This window comes from Shinella sp. BE166, assembly GCF_051201095.1.
GTDB lineage: Bacteria > Pseudomonadota > Alphaproteobacteria > Rhizobiales > Rhizobiaceae > Shinella > Shinella lacus.
The window spans coordinates 45,151-61,795 of the sequence record NZ_JBPEHL010000018.1 but is presented as its reverse complement, the minus strand read 5'-3'; the positions used below and the strand labels follow the sequence as shown (position 1 = coordinate 61,795).

Sequence of the window (16,645 nt, the reverse complement as noted above, 5' to 3'; positions counted from 1 at the left end):
CGACTCCTTTGAGGAGCCGACAACCTTCATTCGGATGCCGGTCGTCAAATCGCGTGAACACCGAACTTGGCGTCGATTCCTGGAAGATCGTTGTCGGGGGCTTTGGCGATTTCGTCGATGATCGGACAGTCGGGCCGCTCGTCACCATGGCAATTGTGCGCCAGGTGCTTGAGTGTTCTGGACATCGCCTGGATAGCCGCAGCCTTCCTCTCAAGCTCGGCAACATGTTCAAGCGCGATGGCTTTGACATCCGCGCTACTGCGGGATTTATCGCGCCAGAGGGTGAGGAGGGTCTTCATCTGCTCAACTGAGAACCCCAGGTCCCGGGACCTGCGGATGAACTTCAGTGTGTGGATGTCGTTCTCGCTGTAGGTTCGATAGCTCGATTCCGTGCGGTGGGCAGGCGCGATGAGTTTGATCTGTTCGTAGTAGCGGATCATTTTGGACGAGACGCCGCTCGCCTTGGACGCTTCTCCGATGTTCATTTCTTGTCTCCCTATTGAGTAGGGCTGCCCATAGGACAGCCTATAATTACGGATTAACCGAGCGAAGGCGCAGCGCGTTGCCGACGACAAAGACGCTGGACATCGCCATAGCGGCAGCCGCGAAAATCGGCGACATCAGCGTGCCGTTGACCGGGTACAGCACTCCCGCAGCGACAGGGATCAAGCTGACGTTATAGGCGAAAGCCCAGAACAGGTTCTGCTTGATGTTCCGGATCGTTGCCTTGCTGAGAGCGATAGCTTTCGGCACGCCGTTCAGATCGCCAGACATCAGCACCACGTCCGCACTCTCGATTGCGATGTCGGTGCCAGTGCCGACCGCCAGGCCAACATCCGCCTCCGTAAGAGCAGGAGCATCGTTGATGCCGTCGCCGATAAAGGCAATCTTGCGGTTCCCGGTGCGCAAGCGCTTGACCGCATCTACCTTTCCTTCGGGCAGGACCTCGGCGACCACCTCGTCGATGCCGAGTTGGCGAGCGATGACGTTGGCGGTGCGCTTGTTGTCGCCGGTTATCATAGCGACCTGCAAGCCCAAGGCATGCAGCGCCTTGATAGCAGCCGGTGTTGTGTCCTTGATGGGATCGGACACCGCAATGACCGCAGCCAACTTGCCGTCGATGGCGGCGTACAGGGGAGATTTCCCTTCATCGCCCAAAGTAGCAGCCTTGTCGCTCACGCCTGATAGATCGACACCCGCCTTCCGCAAAGCACGATCCGCGCCAACAAGGACCTTGCGATCATTCACCGTGCCTTCAATTCCGAACCCAGGGGTAGCCTGGAACGCAGATACGGTTTGTGAGCCGATACCTTCTTCCTTTGCCGCGGACACAATCGCTTCCGCAATCGGATGCTCAGACAGGGCTTCGAGACTGGCGATGAGCCCAAGAACCTCCTGCCGGGTGAACCCATCTTGAACGATCAGATCCGTCAATTCCGGTCGCCCCTTCGTCAGCGTACCAGTTTTATCGAGCGCGACGACATCGGCTTCACGAAGGCTCTGAAGCGCTTCGCCCTTCCTGAACAGAATTCCAAGCTCGGCAGCGCGCCCAGTGCCGACCATGATCGATGTCGGTGTCGCGAGGCCCATGGCACACGGGCAGGCGATGATCAGCACGGCGACGGCGTTCACCAATGCAAAGCTCAACGCAGGCGAGGGGCCGAGCACATACCATGCCGCAAAGGTGAGAACTGCCGCCAGAATGACGGCGGGGACGAACCATCCGGTCACTTTGTCGACCAGAGCTTGAATCGGAAGCTTCGATCCTTGTGCCGCTTCAACCATTTTGATGATCTGCGCCAGAAGGGTGTCCCCGCCGACCTTGGTCGCTTTAAAAGTGAAGGAGCCGGCCTTGTTGATGGTCCCTCCGACCACCCCAGTTTCGGTGGTCTTCTCGACCGGTACAGGTTCGCCTGTGATCATGGACTCGTCGACATAGGAACTCCCATCGACGACAACACCATCGACGGGCACTTTCTCACCAGGCCGGATGCGGATGACGTCACCGACGACAACATCAGTGATCTCGGTCTCCACGAATTCGCCGTCACGCGAAACGAAGGCTGTTTTTGCCTGCAGCCCGATCAACCGTTTAATTGCCTGGCTGGTTTGACCTTTGGCGCGGGCCTCCAGGAATCGACCCAGCAGGATCAGGGTAACGATGACCGCCGCAGCTTCGTAATAGACATTGGCCGTACCCGCTGGCAGCAGATTGGGAGAGAAGGTGGCCACAACGGAGTAGAGCCATGCCGCTGCTGTCCCCAGAACGACCAGCGAGTTCATGTCCGGGGTCCAACGGATTAGGTTCGGCACGCCCTTTTGGAAAAACCGCAGTCCGGGTCCAAACAGCACGAAACTCGCCAAGGCAAACTGCAGATACAGATTGTTCTGCATGCCAATGGTGTTCATGATCAACTCGTGAACGCCGGGAATGAAGTGGGACCCCATCTCCAGCAGAAACAATGGGAGGGTCAGGGCCACTGAGAAGATGAGAAGCGATTTCAGCTTTTTGATTTCTTCGCCACGACGATCTTCAGCGTCGTCGGTAACCGCAACTTGATGCAAGCGGCGGATTTCATACCCAGCCTTCTGAACCGCAGCCTCCAAGGCGACCATGTCGGCAGCACCTGCTGCGCGAACAGTCGCCCTCTCGGTAGCCAGGTTGACGGTGGCATCGACTACGCCGGGTACGGCTTTCAAGGCCCTCTCCACGCGCGCCACGCAGGACGCGCACGTCATTCCTTCGACACCGAATTCCTGGACGACAAGTTTGGGCTCATAACCAGCCCGTTCAATCGCTGATACGACCGCTTGGGTGTCTGCTGCGCCCGTAAACTGGACCGTCGCTCGTTCCGTGGCCAGGTTCACGTTCGCCGATGCGACGCCCGGCACTGCAGCAATAGCCTTTTCAACGCGCAGAACGCAGGATGCGCATGTCATTCCCTCGATGCCAAAATCGGTGGCGATGGGTAGCGGAGAGGCTGGGGTGATCTTAGAAATCGCAGTCATCGAAGGAATCCTTTTCCTAACTGCATAGATAGGTAAGGCTTCCAAAGATGGTAAGGTCAAGCGTTTCTTTGGGGAAATCGGTCCCTTGGGAAAATGGGGCCGCTCCCGACCCGTTTGGACCGGTTCTGGATCAACCCACTTCCTTGGACGTGATCGACATACTGTTCTCGCAATGTCCGGCGATCATTTGTCGGCTCGACTAGGCGTCTCGTGGTGAACTGAACGTTCCGTCACTAGCTCGAGGTTGGTTTCGTGCTGACGAGAGGGAGCGGAGTCCGCTCCTGAAGCAGAGGTCATCGTGTTCATCCTCAACGCTGCACGGCAAGACAGCGCCTTCATGGGTGTGTAGCGAAACCTTAGCTTGTATTTTCCCTATCGGAAGGAGCGGTAATTTTTCCACAGTATTAAGCTAAATTTTTCATTAAATTTTAGCGAGGCGACATATGTGGCTTTTTGTGCCTATCGGCGCAGAAATTGAGAGCGGATTGAAGGGCTGAAACTACTCGCCGGTCTGCTTTACCGAGCATCTGACCACCAGAGCAGAACTCAGCTTGTAAATCAGGGCTACTGTAAAGGAGCACCGAGGCAGCAATTACAAAGTAGCGAGTGCATGCATACCGACCAACGTAGCGATCATACACGCTGCGATGAATCCTAGCACCGCCAGACACCGATTTGCCTTGCGGACAATGTTCGGCCGGGCCCGGCGTTTTGGACGCGGACGATGGGGCGGAATCAACTGGCCACCTTGCCGAAATTTTTTCTTACCGCCGGTCGTGGCAACGCCCTCGCGCCAGAATGAAGACGAGCTGCGGGGTTGGCGCAGCTCGTCCAATCGATCACTTCGAGAGTGACGGCGTGTAACCCGCGTCAGTGATCGATGCGCTGATCACCTCCGTCGCAACACTGGTTTCTATCGTCACTGTCCTGGTGCCAAGATCGATTTTGGCGATGGCGTCGGGATCGACTGCCTTTATCGCCTTGTCGACTGAGCCCACACAGTGGCCGCACGTCATATCGGGAACATCGAACTTAATCATGGGAGGTCTCCAATTGCTTTGACTGACCGAATGTGGGGCTTCCAACAATGGGAAGGTCAAGGGGGGCTGGAAAATTTCCGCGTTAGTCCGTCGCGCCTGTTCGTGTAATAGCCTACTTCACAGCGAACGTTCCCTGTGACAGAGTCGGCATATGGTTGTCATCGCGGCGCTCCGGCGCGTCCTTTTGCTGTTTGCTGTACTGGGGTTGCTGTTCGCCCCGGCCACTATCGGCATGGCGATGGCCGCGATGAATCCCGATGCTGGCGCGCAGATGGAGATGGATGGCGACGCGGATATGCCGTGCTGCCCAGACGAGCAACCGATCAAGAAGTTCGATTGCGGCAAACCATGCCCGCTGGCTTTGATATGCTCGACCAGTCTCGTCGTGAATTTCGGCTCCAATGCCGACTGGAAGGTTCTCGTCACCATGCGGAACCTGACGTTCTCGCTCCCCAGCGATAACGACCTCCTATCAACCTTCGCTGAACCACCCACTCGCCCGCCAAGGGCGTAATCTCACAGGCTTCCGTATGAGCAGGTTGCGATCTGCCTGAATGTGAACGCATGAGCGACGCTTGCTGCGTCCTCCGGTGAGATATCAATGAAAAACATCCCACAAACTATGCGGCTGCTGACAGCTGTTCTTTTCGTGCCGCTTCTTCCTTACACCGTCTCGGCTGGCTCGGCGAACTATGAGTTCCATCTGGCTGAGACGTCAGTGGCCCAGGGTCCTGAGGCGGTGGTCACCGTTCTCATCAAAGATAAACGGTCCGGCAAACCCGTGTCAGATGCCGTAATCTTCGCCACCCGCCTTGACATGGCCCCTGAGGGGATGGAGGCCATGACCACGACATTGGACCCGCTTCCCTCCGAAGAAGCTGGCGTCTATCGCTTCAAGGCCAACCTCTCCATGGAAGGAGGATGGCGATTTAAACTGGCCCTAAAGGTCCAAGGTGAATCAGAGACGGTCCAAGGCGAGCTGGTTCTGCAGGCAAAGCCATGAGAGTCGGCAGGATTCTTCTCGCTTCGGCCGTGTTGATCGCCGTCGGGGCAGGGACCTATGCGGCTGGCATCAACGGCATCGGTCGAGAGCACGTCGAACGTTTTGTTTCGTCAAGCGTAGGGTCTCCGCCTGCAAGAAAACAGGCAACGGGCAAAGTGATCTATTTCCGGCATCCAGATGGGCTGCCGGAATATTCCGCCGTTCCGAGGCAAACACCAGACGGCCGGTCATTTCTTGAGGTGCGTCAAAGCGAGGACGTCAGCTTCGACGCGGTCCAACAGGAAAATGAAAATGCGATAGAGGCGACCGAGCGCAAGGTCCTATACTACCGCAATCCCATGGGCCTCGCTGACACATCGCCGGTTCCAAAGAAGGACTCCATGGGGATGGATTACCTTCCGGTCTACGAGGGCGAGCAGCTTAAAGATGGCGAGCTACGAGTGCCTCTGGGCAAGCTGCAGAAAACCGGCGTCAGAACAGCCACGGTCGAACGGCAGAAAATCTCGCGTCGCGTGAGGGTTCCGGGCACAGTGCAGTTCGATGAGCGACGCGTCCAGTTCGTCTCAATGCGGACAGATGCATTCATAGACAACGTTGCGAACGTCACAACCGGTGACCGGATAAAGGCCGCTGACCACCTCTTCTCGTTCTACTCCGGCGATATCGCCCGGGCAGCTGCGGAGTATGCGGCATCCGTCCGAGCAGGTATCGGAGGTAAGGGCATCGATGGGGTGAGGCAACAGCTTCGCAACCTGGGGCTTCAGGACAGAACCATCGACATTATCGCCAAGGAAGGCGTCGTGCCTCGCTCCTTAGAGTATTACGCCCCTACCGATGGCGTCATTCTCGAACGACCAGCGCTCCCAGGCATGATGGCCGAAGCTGGTGATGCTCTATTCCGGATCGTCGACAACTCGGTGGTCTGGGTTATTGCCGATGTGCCGGAGTCTGACCTTGCTACCATCAAGGTCGGTCAACCCGTTTCGGTCAGATTCCCGAACTTCGCGGGCAAGGTCGTCCAAAGCACAGTCGCTCTTGTCTACCCGGACCTGCAAACACGGACCAGAACAGCAAAAGTTCGGATAGAGATTGCGAACCCTCAGGGCACGCTACTGGCAAACATGTTTGCCGAGGTAGAGGTGGAAACCGGTGCAGATGCACCGGTCGTCGCGATCCCAGGATCTGCGGTCGTTGATACCGGAAGTCGCCGGTTGGTGTTCGTAGATAAAGGGGAGGGACGGTTCGAAACGCGCGACGTGAAAATCGGTGCGCGCGGGAATGATACCGTCGAAATTACGGAAGGGGTTGACGTCGGAGACCGTGTCGTCACGGCAGCAAATTTCCTTTTGGACGCCGAAAGTAACCTGACGTCGGCTCTCAACTCTCTCGCAGCCACGGAAGGCAAGCCATGATCGCAAACCTGATCGCCTGGTCCGCTCGCAATCTCGTGCTGATTTTCGTTGGTGCGGGTCTCGCTGTTGCGGCAGGCGTCTACTCCCTCAGGACACTTCCCCTGGACGCGATACCCGATCTGTCGGATGTTCAGGTCATCGTCTACACCGATTACCCGGGGCAAGCGCCACAGGTCGTCGAAGATCAGGTCACCTATCCGCTGACGACGTCGATGTTGAGCGTACCGCGCTCCAAGGTCGTGAGAGGCTTCTCCTTCTTTGGCGTTTCGTTTGTCTACGTCATTTTCGAGGATGGCACCGATCCTTATTGGGCGCGCAGCCGAGTCCTGGAATACCTGAACGCTGCCGCCAGCCGTCTTCCTGGCAACGTCGCGCCGAGCCTTGGTCCCGACGCGACCGGTGTGGGCTGGGTTTATCAGTATGCGTTAATTGCCAAGGAGCTGTCGCTCGCCGAGCTTCGCTCCCTGCAGGACTGGGTGGTCAAGTTCGGGTTGGCCAAAGCCGATGGCGTTTCCGAGGTGGCCAGTGTCGGTGGCTTCGTGAAGCAGTATTCGGTCGTCATTGATCCAATTCGTCTTCGGGCACAAGGAATTACGCTCAAGCAGGTGACCGACGCTATTCGCGCCAGTAATCGCGATGTGGGTGGCCGGACGGTCGAACTGTCCGAATTCGAGTTTATGGTGCGAGGAAAAGGCTACCTGCAGGGCGGCTCTGACATCGAGAACATCGTTCTGGCGACTGAGATGGGTGCGCCACTTCGTCTAAGGGACGTTGCTCGCGTTGAAATTGTTCCGGACGAGCGGCGTGGCATTGCGGAGCTGAACGGGGAGGGCGAAGTTGCAAGCGGTATCGTTCTTCAGCGCTTCGGTTCGAATGCGTTGTCTGTGATCGAGGGCGTTAAGGAGAACCTCGCCGACATCAAGAAGAGTCTGCCGGAAGGCACTGACATCGTGCCCGTTTATGACCGGTCGCAACTGATTGAAGCCGCCATCGAGACGTTGAAAGTTACGTTGATCGAGGAATCGATAGTGGTCGCGCTGGTGACGATTGCCTTCCTGCTCCACGTGCGAAGTGCATTGGTCGCGATCATCATGCTGCCGGTCGGGATTCTCATGGCCTTTGTCGCCATGCGGGCGTTGGGCATTGGCGCAAACATCATGAGCCTGGGCGGTATCGCGATTGCCATCGGTGCCATGATCGATGCCGCCATCGTCATGATCGAAAACGCGCACAAGCATCTTGAACGTGCACCGCCTGACAGGAAGAGGACTGAGGTCCTGATCGCGGCGGCGAGCGAAGTCGGTCCGGCTCTATTCTTCAGCCTCCTCATCATCACGGTATCCTTCCTGCCGATCTTCACCCTGGAATCCCAGGAGGGCCGCCTCTTCGGTCCCTTGGCGTTCACGAAGACCTTCGCTATGGCAGCCGCAGCGCTGCTGTCGGTCACGCTCGTTCCGGCCCTGATGGTTGTTTTCGTCCGAGGAAAGATTGTTTCCGAACACCGAAATCCGCTAAACCGGTGCCTGATCTGGGTCTATCGCCCGATCATCACGGGAGTATTGAGGGCCAAGGTGGTCACCATTCTGTTGGCCGTCGTCGCATTGGCAGTCACGATCTGGCCTGCGCGCCAAATCGGAACCGAGTTCATGCCGAGCCTGAACGAGGGCACGCTGATGTACATGCCGACGACACTGCCCGGTCTGTCCGTCACCAAGGCAGCTGAACTGATGCAGACCCAGGACAGGATCATCAAGTCCTTTCCAGAAGTGGAAACCGTGTTCGGAAAGGCGGGGCGGGCACTGACCGCGACCGATCCGGCCCCGACCGAAATGTTCGAGACGATCATTGCGCTCAAGCCGAAATCGGGGTGGCGGCCTGGTGTGACTATAGACAGCCTTAAGCAGGAGATGGACGCGGCGCTCCAGTTCCCCGGCGTCTCCAATGCCTGGACCATGCCGATCCGGGCGCGTATCGACATGCTCTCGACGGGCATACGCACGCCTGTCGGGGTGAAAGTGTTCGGAACCGATCTCAAGGAAATGGAGCGTATCGCGCGCGACATTGAGACCGTCCTGAAGGCAGTTCCCGGAACATCGAGCGCATATGCGGAACGTGTAATCGGGGGATACTACCTCGACATCATTCCGGATCGCATAGCCCTCGGAAGATACGGGTTGACCGTGGGCGACGTTCAGGAGGTCATCGGCATTGCCCTTGGGGCCGAGGTCGTGACATCCACGGTCGAGGGGCGCGAGCGATATGGTGTGGCCGTCCGCTATCCACGGGCGTTCAGGAGCGATCCTCAAGCAATCGCGCGCGATGTTCAGGTCGATGTCCCCACTGGTGGGTCAGTCCCTCTTGGGCAGGTCGCAGAGGTGCGTCTGAGCCGTGGGGCAACAAGCATCAGGACGGAGAACGGTCAGCTCGCCGTTTACGTATTTGTCGACATCGCCGGGCGGGACCTTGGCGGCTACGTGCAAGAGGCACGAGAGGCGGTGGAAAAAAGCGTCGAGATGCCACCCGGTTATTCCGTCGCCTGGAGCGGCCAGTTCGAATATCTTGAACGGGCAAAGGATAGGCTTTCCATCGTCGTTCCGCTCACGCTCGCTCTAATTTTCCTTCTTCTCTACCTCAACTTCAGAGCGCTGACCGAAACGCTGATTGTCATGCTCTCGCTACCGTTCGCGCTCGTCGGGGGTATCTGGCTGATGTGGTGGCTCGGCTTCAATGCTTCCGTTGCGGTCGCCGTTGGGTTCATCGCTCTGGCTGGCGTTGCTGCAGAAACCGGGGTGATCATGCTGATCTACCTCGACCATGCTCTTCGTGAGAAACAGGAGGCCTGTCAGGTGCAGCGGCGTGCCTTGACCAAAGCGGATTTGCGGGACGCCATCATGGTCGGTGCGGTTGAGCGAGTGCGACCCAAGATGATGACCGTCGTCGCCATCATGGCTGGTCTGATCCCGATCCTTTGGAGCACCGGGGCTGGCTCAGAAATCATGCAACGCATCGCCGTTCCGATGATCGGCGGGATGGTGTCGTCGACCATCCTGACGCTGGTGGTCATTCCTGCCGTCTATGCGCTCGTGAAGGGATGGCAACTGCCTGCCTCGCCCGTCGAGCAAATCGAACAATCCAATCAAAATCTAGCCGAAGGAGTTCTCACATGAACAGGAGACAATTCGTCTGCACGGCAATGGCATCTGTAGTCGTTGCCAGCGCTCGCCCAGTAGGGGCGTCACAAACACGAATGACGGTATACAAGGACCCGAGCTGTGGCTGCTGTGGTGCCTGGGCGACCGCGATGGGCAATGCCGGTTTCCAAGTCGATCTGCGTGAGGTTGATGATCTCGACTCGATTAAAAGGAAGTACCGCGTACCCCAGACTGCAGAGGGTTGCCACACAGCTGTCCTCGGGCCGTATTTTATCGAAGGACATGTACCCCTCGATGCCGTTAAAAGGCTGCGGAACGAGGTTCCCGACATCCTTGGCATTGCAGTTCCAGCTATGCCGCTCGGCTCCCTTGGGATGGGTGATGATCCCTCAGTTGCCTCCTACGACGTTTTGAGCGTGAGCCGGAGTGGAGAAACCGCTGTCTACATGAGCGTTCGGCCGAAGAAAGTTTGACCTCGTTCATGGTCTCCAAAAGATGCTCGTCCCTTGCCGTGGGCGCTCGGCCCACGGTACTTCCGGCATAGCTTTTTGTGGGGACTGGGCATGGACAACACCGTTATCGTCGCAATCGCAATCGGTGTCGTCTCCGTCATTTACTCGGCAGCCGGTCAGGCCGGTGGAACTGCGTTCCTGGCGGTCATGGGACTGGCCGCATTTCCTTCTCTGGAAATGCGGCCGACAGCGCTCTTTCTAAATATTGTCGCGGCAGGATACGCCACCTGGCGACTGAATCGGCACGATCTAATCGACTGGCGCTTTCTGGCCAATCTCGCGGTTTCTTCCGTTGTGTTCTCGTTCATCGGTGGACTGATCGCGTTTGGGCAGGAGGCCTATTCAATGATTACGGGCTTGCTTCTTGTTGTGGCGGCAGTTCTCATGATCCGCCAACGCGTCGAGACCAGGGACGAACAGCGGCATCGATCCCAATGGGCAACTATCGGAGTGGGTGCGGTGACGGGCATTCTATCGGGGGTCTCAGGGATTGGGGGTGGTGTATTCCTCGTACCTCTTCTCATCACGTTGGGATGGTGCACGCCCAGGAAAGCCGCGATCTTGTCTCCACCATTTATTCTGATCAACTCGGCTTCTGGTCTGGCAGGCGCACTGTCGACCGGACAAGTGCTCGGAGCGAATGCCTTTTTTTCGCAGTCGCCGCGCTTGCCGGAGCGGCCATTGGGACTACGGTCGGTCTAAAATTCATGTCTGATGGCATGACGCGTTACCTACTCGCGGCCATACTGATGGCTTCATCCCCCATGCCCTCGTTGACGAGATGGCGGAGCGTTTCAACGTCCTGGTCGGTGAGCAGCTCGGCGAGCGCATCGCGCCGGTCGATCGGCAGGACGGCGGCGATCGTGTCGAGTTCCCCGGCGCGCCGTTCTATCGCCGAAGGTGTCGCCGGCTCACGAGACCTCGGCGCGGTCATGCCGGTTCCGCCTGTGGCCGCCAGCGCAATGATCGCTTCGATCTCGCGGCGGTAATCATAGGGATAAACGACATCCTCTTCGCGGGCGAGGAACGTAAGAATCGTCGCCATGTCCTCGCCGAGGTGCGGATCGACATTGGCGAGATCGGTGAGATCGAAGCCGCCATGGACCTCGGCATTCCACCAGGCCAGCAGACAGGTGGCGACCCGCCGGCCCTGGCCGCTATCCTCATGCGCAACGTTGAGCAGCTTTTCGAGGGCGAACCTAACGCGGTCGTCCATGTTTGCCTCCCCTATTGCGACGACGACGGATGCAGTTTCACGTCCGTCCGTCCAAAATCCTGGCCTTTGAACAGCAGCGGGGCCTTGGCAATCGCGGCCACCGCATAGGAAAAACAGTCACCCATATTGAGACCGGCCGGATGGCGGCCCCGGCCAAAACGTTCGAACGCATCTTCGGCTGCGCGATAATGCTTCCCGTCGAAAGCGACGGTCGTGACATTCGGCGTTTCGGAAAGCCGCTCGATCATCCTTGCTGCACTGGCAAATCCCTTGCCGGTCAGGACCATCCGTGTTTCCAGCAGGGTCGGCCAGCCGATGATGACGTGCTCACGACCGATCAGCGGCCGGAAGACTTCGGCCTCCGGCTCATCGGCGGCGATTGCGATGATGACCGACGTATCGACGGCGATCATATGGGCAGGCCGTTCTCGTCGTAGAATTCGTCGTGGTTGGACGTGGTGCCGGGTGCGATATGGCGTCGATCTTCGGCCGCCAGATCCCAGACGGCGTCCATCGGATAGCGGATCTTGCCGTCACGCAGCGCCTGATCGTACCGTTCCAGCGCCAGCTCGACGAGCCGGTTGATCGGTTGGCCAGTGCGACGGGACAGGGAATGGGCCAGATCGCGGGCCTTGCTGCTGCGAATGGAAAGCTGCGGTTCGGACATGGCGTGCCTCATCGGGATCGAGGTCACAATATAGGGAAAAGCGCCCAGGATGGCAAGAATTTGGGGTCAGATGGCTAGTTTCCGATAAGGGTTACTTATCGGCGGTGACCCACCGCGGGAATAGTTGTGCAGGGTGCAGAACCCTACTAGCCACATAGCTTTCTCTTAACGAATCATTTACCATAAATTCAATGTCTTATGATCTCGCCAGATTACCTATCGAGAGCCTGTTCCGGCCGATCTCCGAGGCAGCTGTGGCTTTTACTTCCCGGTTTCAATTGAAACGGTAAGCTGAAAACTCGGCATCCAATTTTGACTTAACGGCTTCATCTCAGGTAGGGAAGCGGGCGCATCAAAGCCCGGACGCCTTGGTGAGATTGACGCGGAACCGGTCACGCCGCCGCTGGTACTTCCGGGTCATTTCGGCCGAAGCATGGCCGAGTTGCTTCTGAACGTAACGCTCATCGACCTCGGCCGAGGATGCGAGGCCAGCACGCAGCGAGTGGGCGGAGAATTTTTCCGCACGCTCGGTCTCAGTGAGATCAGGGCGCACGCCGGCAGCCAATGCCGCCTTCTTGACGAGGCGTGCCACTTCCTGATCGAGCAGCCGGTCGGGACCGACATCATTGCCTTGGCCGGTAACACGCCGGAAGAGGGGGCCGTGCGCGATCCGCGCAAGGTTGAGCCAGGTCTGCAGCGCAACGACAGGGCAGGTGGCGTCCGAGGATCCGCGACCGACTTCGACCTCGCGCCAACCGCGCTTGCCCCGGACTGTGACGACCATGCCCTTATCGAGGATCTCAACCCAGCCGCGGCCGTCCTTCGTCTGGTCGCGGCCGATATCGAGCCCGACAATCTCGGAGCGCCGCAGCCCGCCGGCAAAGCCGAGCAACAGCATCGCCCGGCCGCGCAAGCCCCGCAGCGTGCCGCGGGGGAGCGTTTCGAGCATGGCGATCAGGTGTTCGGGTAATATCGCTTCCTTCTGCCGGGGAGGGGCGGCGTGGGTGTTGCGGATGCCCGCAAGCACCGTGGCGATATGGCGGTCCTTGCGGTCGAGGGCCAAGCCGCGCTGGGCATAGTTCCAGGTGATCGCCGACAGTCGACGCTCGATCGTCGTGACCGAACTCTGCTTGCGGCCGCCGATCGCCGCGCCGGACGCGGTGCCACCGGCACAGGCGGTGATGTAGAGGCCTACGGTTTGCGGGTTCGGAGGCAGGGTCTCCAGCCCTTGCCGGCGGCACCATCCGGAAAAATGCTTCCAATCGGAGGCATAGGCTTTGCGGGTGTTGGCGGAACTGGCTGCCTCGACATAATCGCGGGCCTGATCGGCCAACTGCTCCAGGTGGGCGGGGAAGGCTGCACGCGTTTCTGGAGGAGGGGAGGGGAGCCCGGCATTGGGCGTCGGCATGCCGGCCGACGCCTGCGGCGCGGAAATGTCACCGTCGGCCGCTGTGCTGAGAGGCGGAGCAGAACTCTCCTCGACCTGAATTTCGCTGTTTTGCTCGATGATTTGGCTCATTTCCTTATAATGACAAGAATGAACGATAATGGAAGTTTATCGTTCGTTTTTATCTGTCGACGGGCGCGGCGGTTTATGCGCCAGATACTGGCTCAAAGCGCCGTCTTGTGGTACTGTTCAGCATGGTCTCACGCGCACGAATCATCCCCGATCCCCCGCCCATCTTCCCACTCCCGCCAGATTGGGCGCGGGCCGCCGGCGAGCGGCAAGGCGCTGGCGATGCGGAGCTTTTCGCCGGCGCGGCGCTCGCGGCTATCCACCCGATCGCCCGCAGCGAGCATCCGCTGGGACAGCTCTGGCGGCAGCGCCTGGCGCTGTCGGCCGCAGAGGCCGTCGTCCGCTGGCAGGGGCGCACGGAAGACGCCGCGACGCTGCGCGATCATCTCTATCTGACCCGCCCCGGGGACGATCCGGGGCCGGCTGGCCGGCTGCTGCAGGCCTGGAGGGCGCTGGGCAGAAAATCCTCGCTAGGGCCGGCATCGCTGAATGGCGAATGGCCGGTGATCTTCGCCGAGTTTTTGTCGGTCATGATCGACGAGCCGGCGCAGGAGGCGATCAACGCCGCACTGACGGCGAGCGTCGGAACCAGGAACCCGATCGAGGCGGCGAGCACGACGGCCGCGGCCAGCCTACACCTGCGGCCTGATAGCCGGCCGTTGGCACTCTGGCTCGCGGACGCGGTGCTTGCCCGGCGTCTGAACTGGCCGGTCCCGGTGCCACTCTTCGCGGCGCATCTGAAGGGGGACGACCTGCGCCTCGCCGCCGGTCCGCGTGCCGATCCGCAGCGGTGGCGGACCGCATGTGCCTTCGCGTATGGGCGAGGAGCAACAGCGGCGTTCGATCTTTACGCCGATCTGGCGCGGCGAACGGCACAGCTGCTGGCCGTGGCGCCCCAATTGCGCGGCAAGGACGCTGACGTCGTGGTGGCCACGCTGATCAGCGAAGATGCTCAGGCCGCGCGGCCGGTCTGGACGGCCAGCGACCGCTCCAGCCGTCGGCTGTTCGAGCGGTTGGTGGCGCTCGGCGGTGCGCGCGAGCTGACCGGACGGCCGACGTTCCGGCTTTACGGATTGTAGCCGATGGGACGGCGGCCACAATCGACCGAGGGGCTGGACACTGAACTGGCGGATCTGCCGCCGGAGTTGCGCTGGCGCGAATGGATGGGCCGGGTCGAGGCGGTGATTTTCGCGTCGTCCGAGCCGGTGAACCGCGAGACGCTGACGCAGTTGGTCGGGCGCGACTGCAGCATCGACCTGCTGATCGACGACATCCGCGACGAGCTGCGTGACCGGCCTTATGAGCTCGTCTCCGTGGCCGGCGGCTGGCAGCATCGGACCCGCATCCGGTTTGCTGATGCGATCCGCCGTGTCACCGGTGTCGAGCAGGAAGGACGCTCATTGTCGCAAACCGATCTGCTGGTGTTAGCAATAGTCGCCTATCACCAGCCGATCACCCGACACGAGATTTCCAAGATCATCGGAAAGGAAGTCAGCCGTGATAGAGTTGCTCACATTCGCTCTTTGGGTTTTCTTTCCTCGGGTCCGCGCAGTCCGCAGCCGGGCGCTCCTTACACGCTGGTCACGACACGGACCTTCCTGTCACGTTTCGGGTTAGGGACTTTGCGCGACCTGCCGAACCTCGAATTGCTCGAAGATGCCGGCCTGCTGAGCAGGGACAGGAGGTTCGATGGCGACATGCCGATCGCATCGGACGAACAGGACGAACAAGCCGACTTCGAGGACGACAGCAGCGAGGACTACCAGGCTTCGGATCGCTGACCATTCACAGGCTTTGCCCGGATCCGGGAAAGGGGATTCAGGTTGAGAATCTAGATCTACGGGTATTGACCCTGCAGTGGCTACAGGCCGTAGCACCCTTTCTTCATGCGAATCAGGGCTCGGACTAAAATGATCGAGGCAATACTCCACCGGCTCGGGCCGCTCGTCTTGTTTGTGCTGCTTGTCGCCGGACTTAACGGCTGTACCACCATGAGCCTCGACGATATCGGCGATCCGTCGCCGAAAATTCCGGTCAAACTCGTCGGAGAGATGGCAAAGAAAGGGATGACGCCGGAGAGCCCAGTGCTGATACGGATCTTCAAACAAGAAAGCGAGCTCGAGATTTGGAAGCAGGATCGGACCGGTCGCTACGCACTTTTGAAGGTGTATCCGATGTGCCGATGGTCAGGAAAACTCGGCCCGAAAACCCGGACCGGCGATCGGCAGGCGCCCGAAGGATTTTATCATGTCTCCACAGGCATGCTGAATCCCAAGTCGCAATTTTATCTATCGTTCAACCTTGGCTATCCGAACCGCCTCGAGGCGGCACTGAATTACACCGGCGAAGCTCTGATGGTCCACGGCGCTTGTTCTTCGTCGGGATGCTACGCGATGACCGACCAAGGTGTCGGCGAAATCTACGCCCTCGTGCACAGCGCACTCGCCGGTGGCCAAGACAAGTTTCAGGTGCAGGCATATCCGTTTCGCATGACCGTGGAGAATATGGTGGCCAATCGCAGCGATCCGAACTTCGCGTTCTGGAAAAACCTGAAAGAAGGTTACGACGCCTTCGAATTTTCCAAGCGGCAGCCAAAAGTCGCGGCGTGCAATCGTCGATATGTTTTCAACGCCGATTTCGACAGGGACCCTACCAACCCCCTTGCTGCCTGTCCCCCTCTTAAACAGGCTATAGATCCGACCCTTTCCGCCAAAGTTCAACAAGAGGATCAGAAACTGACCGCGCTGCTCGACAAGGATTCTCCTGCGACCGTGACCGCCTATGCTGACGGTGGGATGCACTCCAGCTTCCGCGAACTGCTGAAGCAAAACGGCGCCGACAAGCTTGCCCAGAAAATCTCGACCATTAAGTACCCGATCAGCCGTCCAGACGCGGCCTTGGCGGACCCTTACCAGGGCGAGCCTTGGAAACCGGCGCTTAGCCGTTCCGAAAAGGACAGAGACGCCGATTGATGGGGCAGTTCTTCACCTGAAGTTCAATTTGCGCGAGCATGGAACGCGCTCAACGAGGGAACGATTGTCTTTTATCTCGGCTACGCTGGCTCTTCACGTTTGTGGCGCGGTTTCGTCTAGGCGTATTTTCTTGCCCAGGTGATATC

At 59.1% G+C, this 16,645-nt stretch carries 15 protein-coding genes and 2 pseudogenes; 9 read left to right on the top strand and 8 right to left on the bottom strand.

The genetic code is table 11. The features are described from left to right. Positions 1-44: 44 nt before the first annotated feature. The 3 genes from cueR to J2Y63_RS29655 form a co-directional block, all read right to left on the bottom strand. Positions 45-485, bottom strand: coding sequence for a Cu(I)-responsive transcriptional regulator (gene cueR, locus J2Y63_RS29665; RefSeq protein WP_226923712.1), 441 nt, complete (start codon positions 483-485; stop codon positions 45-47). A 46-nt stretch (positions 486-531) separates the two neighbouring features. Then, positions 532-3,009 (bottom strand): heavy metal translocating P-type ATPase, encoded by a 2,478-nt coding sequence (locus J2Y63_RS29660; RefSeq protein ID WP_226923710.1) that lies wholly within the window; start codon positions 3,007-3,009, stop codon positions 532-534. An 839-nt stretch (positions 3,010-3,848) separates the two neighbouring features. Continuing rightward, positions 3,849-4,049, bottom strand: a complete 201-nt coding sequence (locus J2Y63_RS29655) for a heavy-metal-associated domain-containing protein (RefSeq protein WP_226923706.1) — start codon at positions 4,047-4,049, stop codon at positions 3,849-3,851. Positions 4,050-4,200: 151 nt separating this feature from the next. Between J2Y63_RS29655 and J2Y63_RS29650 the strand changes: the two genes are divergently transcribed. From J2Y63_RS29650 to J2Y63_RS29625, 6 genes are all read left to right on the top strand, one after another. Beyond that, positions 4,201-4,563 (top strand): hypothetical protein, encoded by a 363-nt coding sequence (locus tag J2Y63_RS29650; protein ID WP_226923704.1) that lies wholly within the window; start codon positions 4,201-4,203, stop codon positions 4,561-4,563. 87 nt (positions 4,564-4,650) lie between these two features. Beyond that, positions 4,651-5,052 carry a FixH family protein gene (locus tag J2Y63_RS29645; RefSeq protein WP_082342937.1) on the top strand — a complete coding sequence of 134 codons (402 nt, stop codon included), beginning with the start codon at positions 4,651-4,653 and terminating at the stop codon, positions 5,050-5,052. Next, positions 5,049-6,464 (top strand): efflux RND transporter periplasmic adaptor subunit, encoded by a 1,416-nt coding sequence (locus tag J2Y63_RS29640; RefSeq protein WP_050746975.1) that lies wholly within the window; start codon positions 5,049-5,051, stop codon positions 6,462-6,464. The genes J2Y63_RS29645 and J2Y63_RS29640 overlap by 4 nt, the downstream gene beginning before the upstream one ends. Beyond that, positions 6,461-9,631, top strand: coding sequence for an efflux RND transporter permease subunit (locus J2Y63_RS29635; RefSeq protein ID WP_306041751.1), 3,171 nt, complete (start codon positions 6,461-6,463; stop codon positions 9,629-9,631). Before J2Y63_RS29640 ends, J2Y63_RS29635 begins: the two co-directional genes overlap by 4 nt. After that, entirely contained in the window at positions 9,628-10,089 is a 462-nt protein-coding gene (locus tag J2Y63_RS29630) for a DUF411 domain-containing protein (RefSeq protein ID WP_082342935.1), read from the top strand. Before J2Y63_RS29635 ends, J2Y63_RS29630 begins: the two co-directional genes overlap by 4 nt. Before the next feature lie 90 nt (positions 10,090-10,179). Next, positions 10,180-10,830 (top strand): sulfite exporter TauE/SafE family protein, encoded by a 651-nt coding sequence (locus tag J2Y63_RS29625; RefSeq protein WP_306041748.1) that lies wholly within the window; start codon positions 10,180-10,182, stop codon positions 10,828-10,830. Between the two features lie 31 nt (positions 10,831-10,861). Here the strand turns inward: J2Y63_RS29625 and J2Y63_RS29620 are convergent. The 5 genes and pseudogenes from J2Y63_RS29620 to J2Y63_RS29600 form a co-directional block, all read right to left on the bottom strand. Beyond that, a pseudogene (locus J2Y63_RS29620) lies at positions 10,862-11,062 on the bottom strand (integrase); the annotation flags it as partial. A gap of 84 nt (positions 11,063-11,146) precedes the next feature. Next, positions 11,147-11,344: pseudogene (locus J2Y63_RS29615) on the bottom strand (DUF7673 family protein); the annotation flags it as partial. A gap of 11 nt (positions 11,345-11,355) precedes the next feature. Beyond that, positions 11,356-11,757 carry a type II toxin-antitoxin system VapC family toxin gene (locus J2Y63_RS29610; RefSeq protein ID WP_306041746.1) on the bottom strand — a complete coding sequence of 134 codons (402 nt, stop codon included), beginning with the start codon at positions 11,755-11,757 and terminating at the stop codon, positions 11,356-11,358. After that, a complete protein-coding gene (locus J2Y63_RS29605; RefSeq protein WP_306041745.1) occupies positions 11,754-12,011 on the bottom strand; it encodes a type II toxin-antitoxin system VapB family antitoxin in 258 nt (85 codons plus the stop codon). The genes J2Y63_RS29610 and J2Y63_RS29605 overlap by 4 nt, the downstream gene beginning before the upstream one ends. A gap of 352 nt (positions 12,012-12,363) precedes the next feature. Beyond that, entirely contained in the window at positions 12,364-13,530 is a 1,167-nt protein-coding gene (locus J2Y63_RS29600) for a site-specific integrase (protein WP_435269010.1), read from the bottom strand. Between the two features lie 107 nt (positions 13,531-13,637). On the opposite strand from J2Y63_RS29600, the gene J2Y63_RS29595 reads away from it, so the two are divergent. The 3 genes from J2Y63_RS29595 (at position 13,638) to J2Y63_RS29585 (ending at position 16,499) form a co-directional block, all read left to right on the top strand. Then, positions 13,638-14,606, top strand: a complete 969-nt coding sequence (locus J2Y63_RS29595) for a DUF1403 family protein (protein ID WP_306041741.1) — start codon at positions 13,638-13,640, stop codon at positions 14,604-14,606. Between the two features lie 3 nt (positions 14,607-14,609). Continuing rightward, entirely contained in the window at positions 14,610-15,308 is a 699-nt protein-coding gene (scpB, locus tag J2Y63_RS29590) for an SMC-Scp complex subunit ScpB (protein WP_256121159.1), read from the top strand. 129 nt (positions 15,309-15,437) lie between these two features. Then, positions 15,438-16,499 (top strand): L,D-transpeptidase family protein, encoded by a 1,062-nt coding sequence (locus tag J2Y63_RS29585; RefSeq protein WP_167388195.1) that lies wholly within the window; start codon positions 15,438-15,440, stop codon positions 16,497-16,499. Positions 16,500-16,645 lie beyond the last annotated feature (146 nt).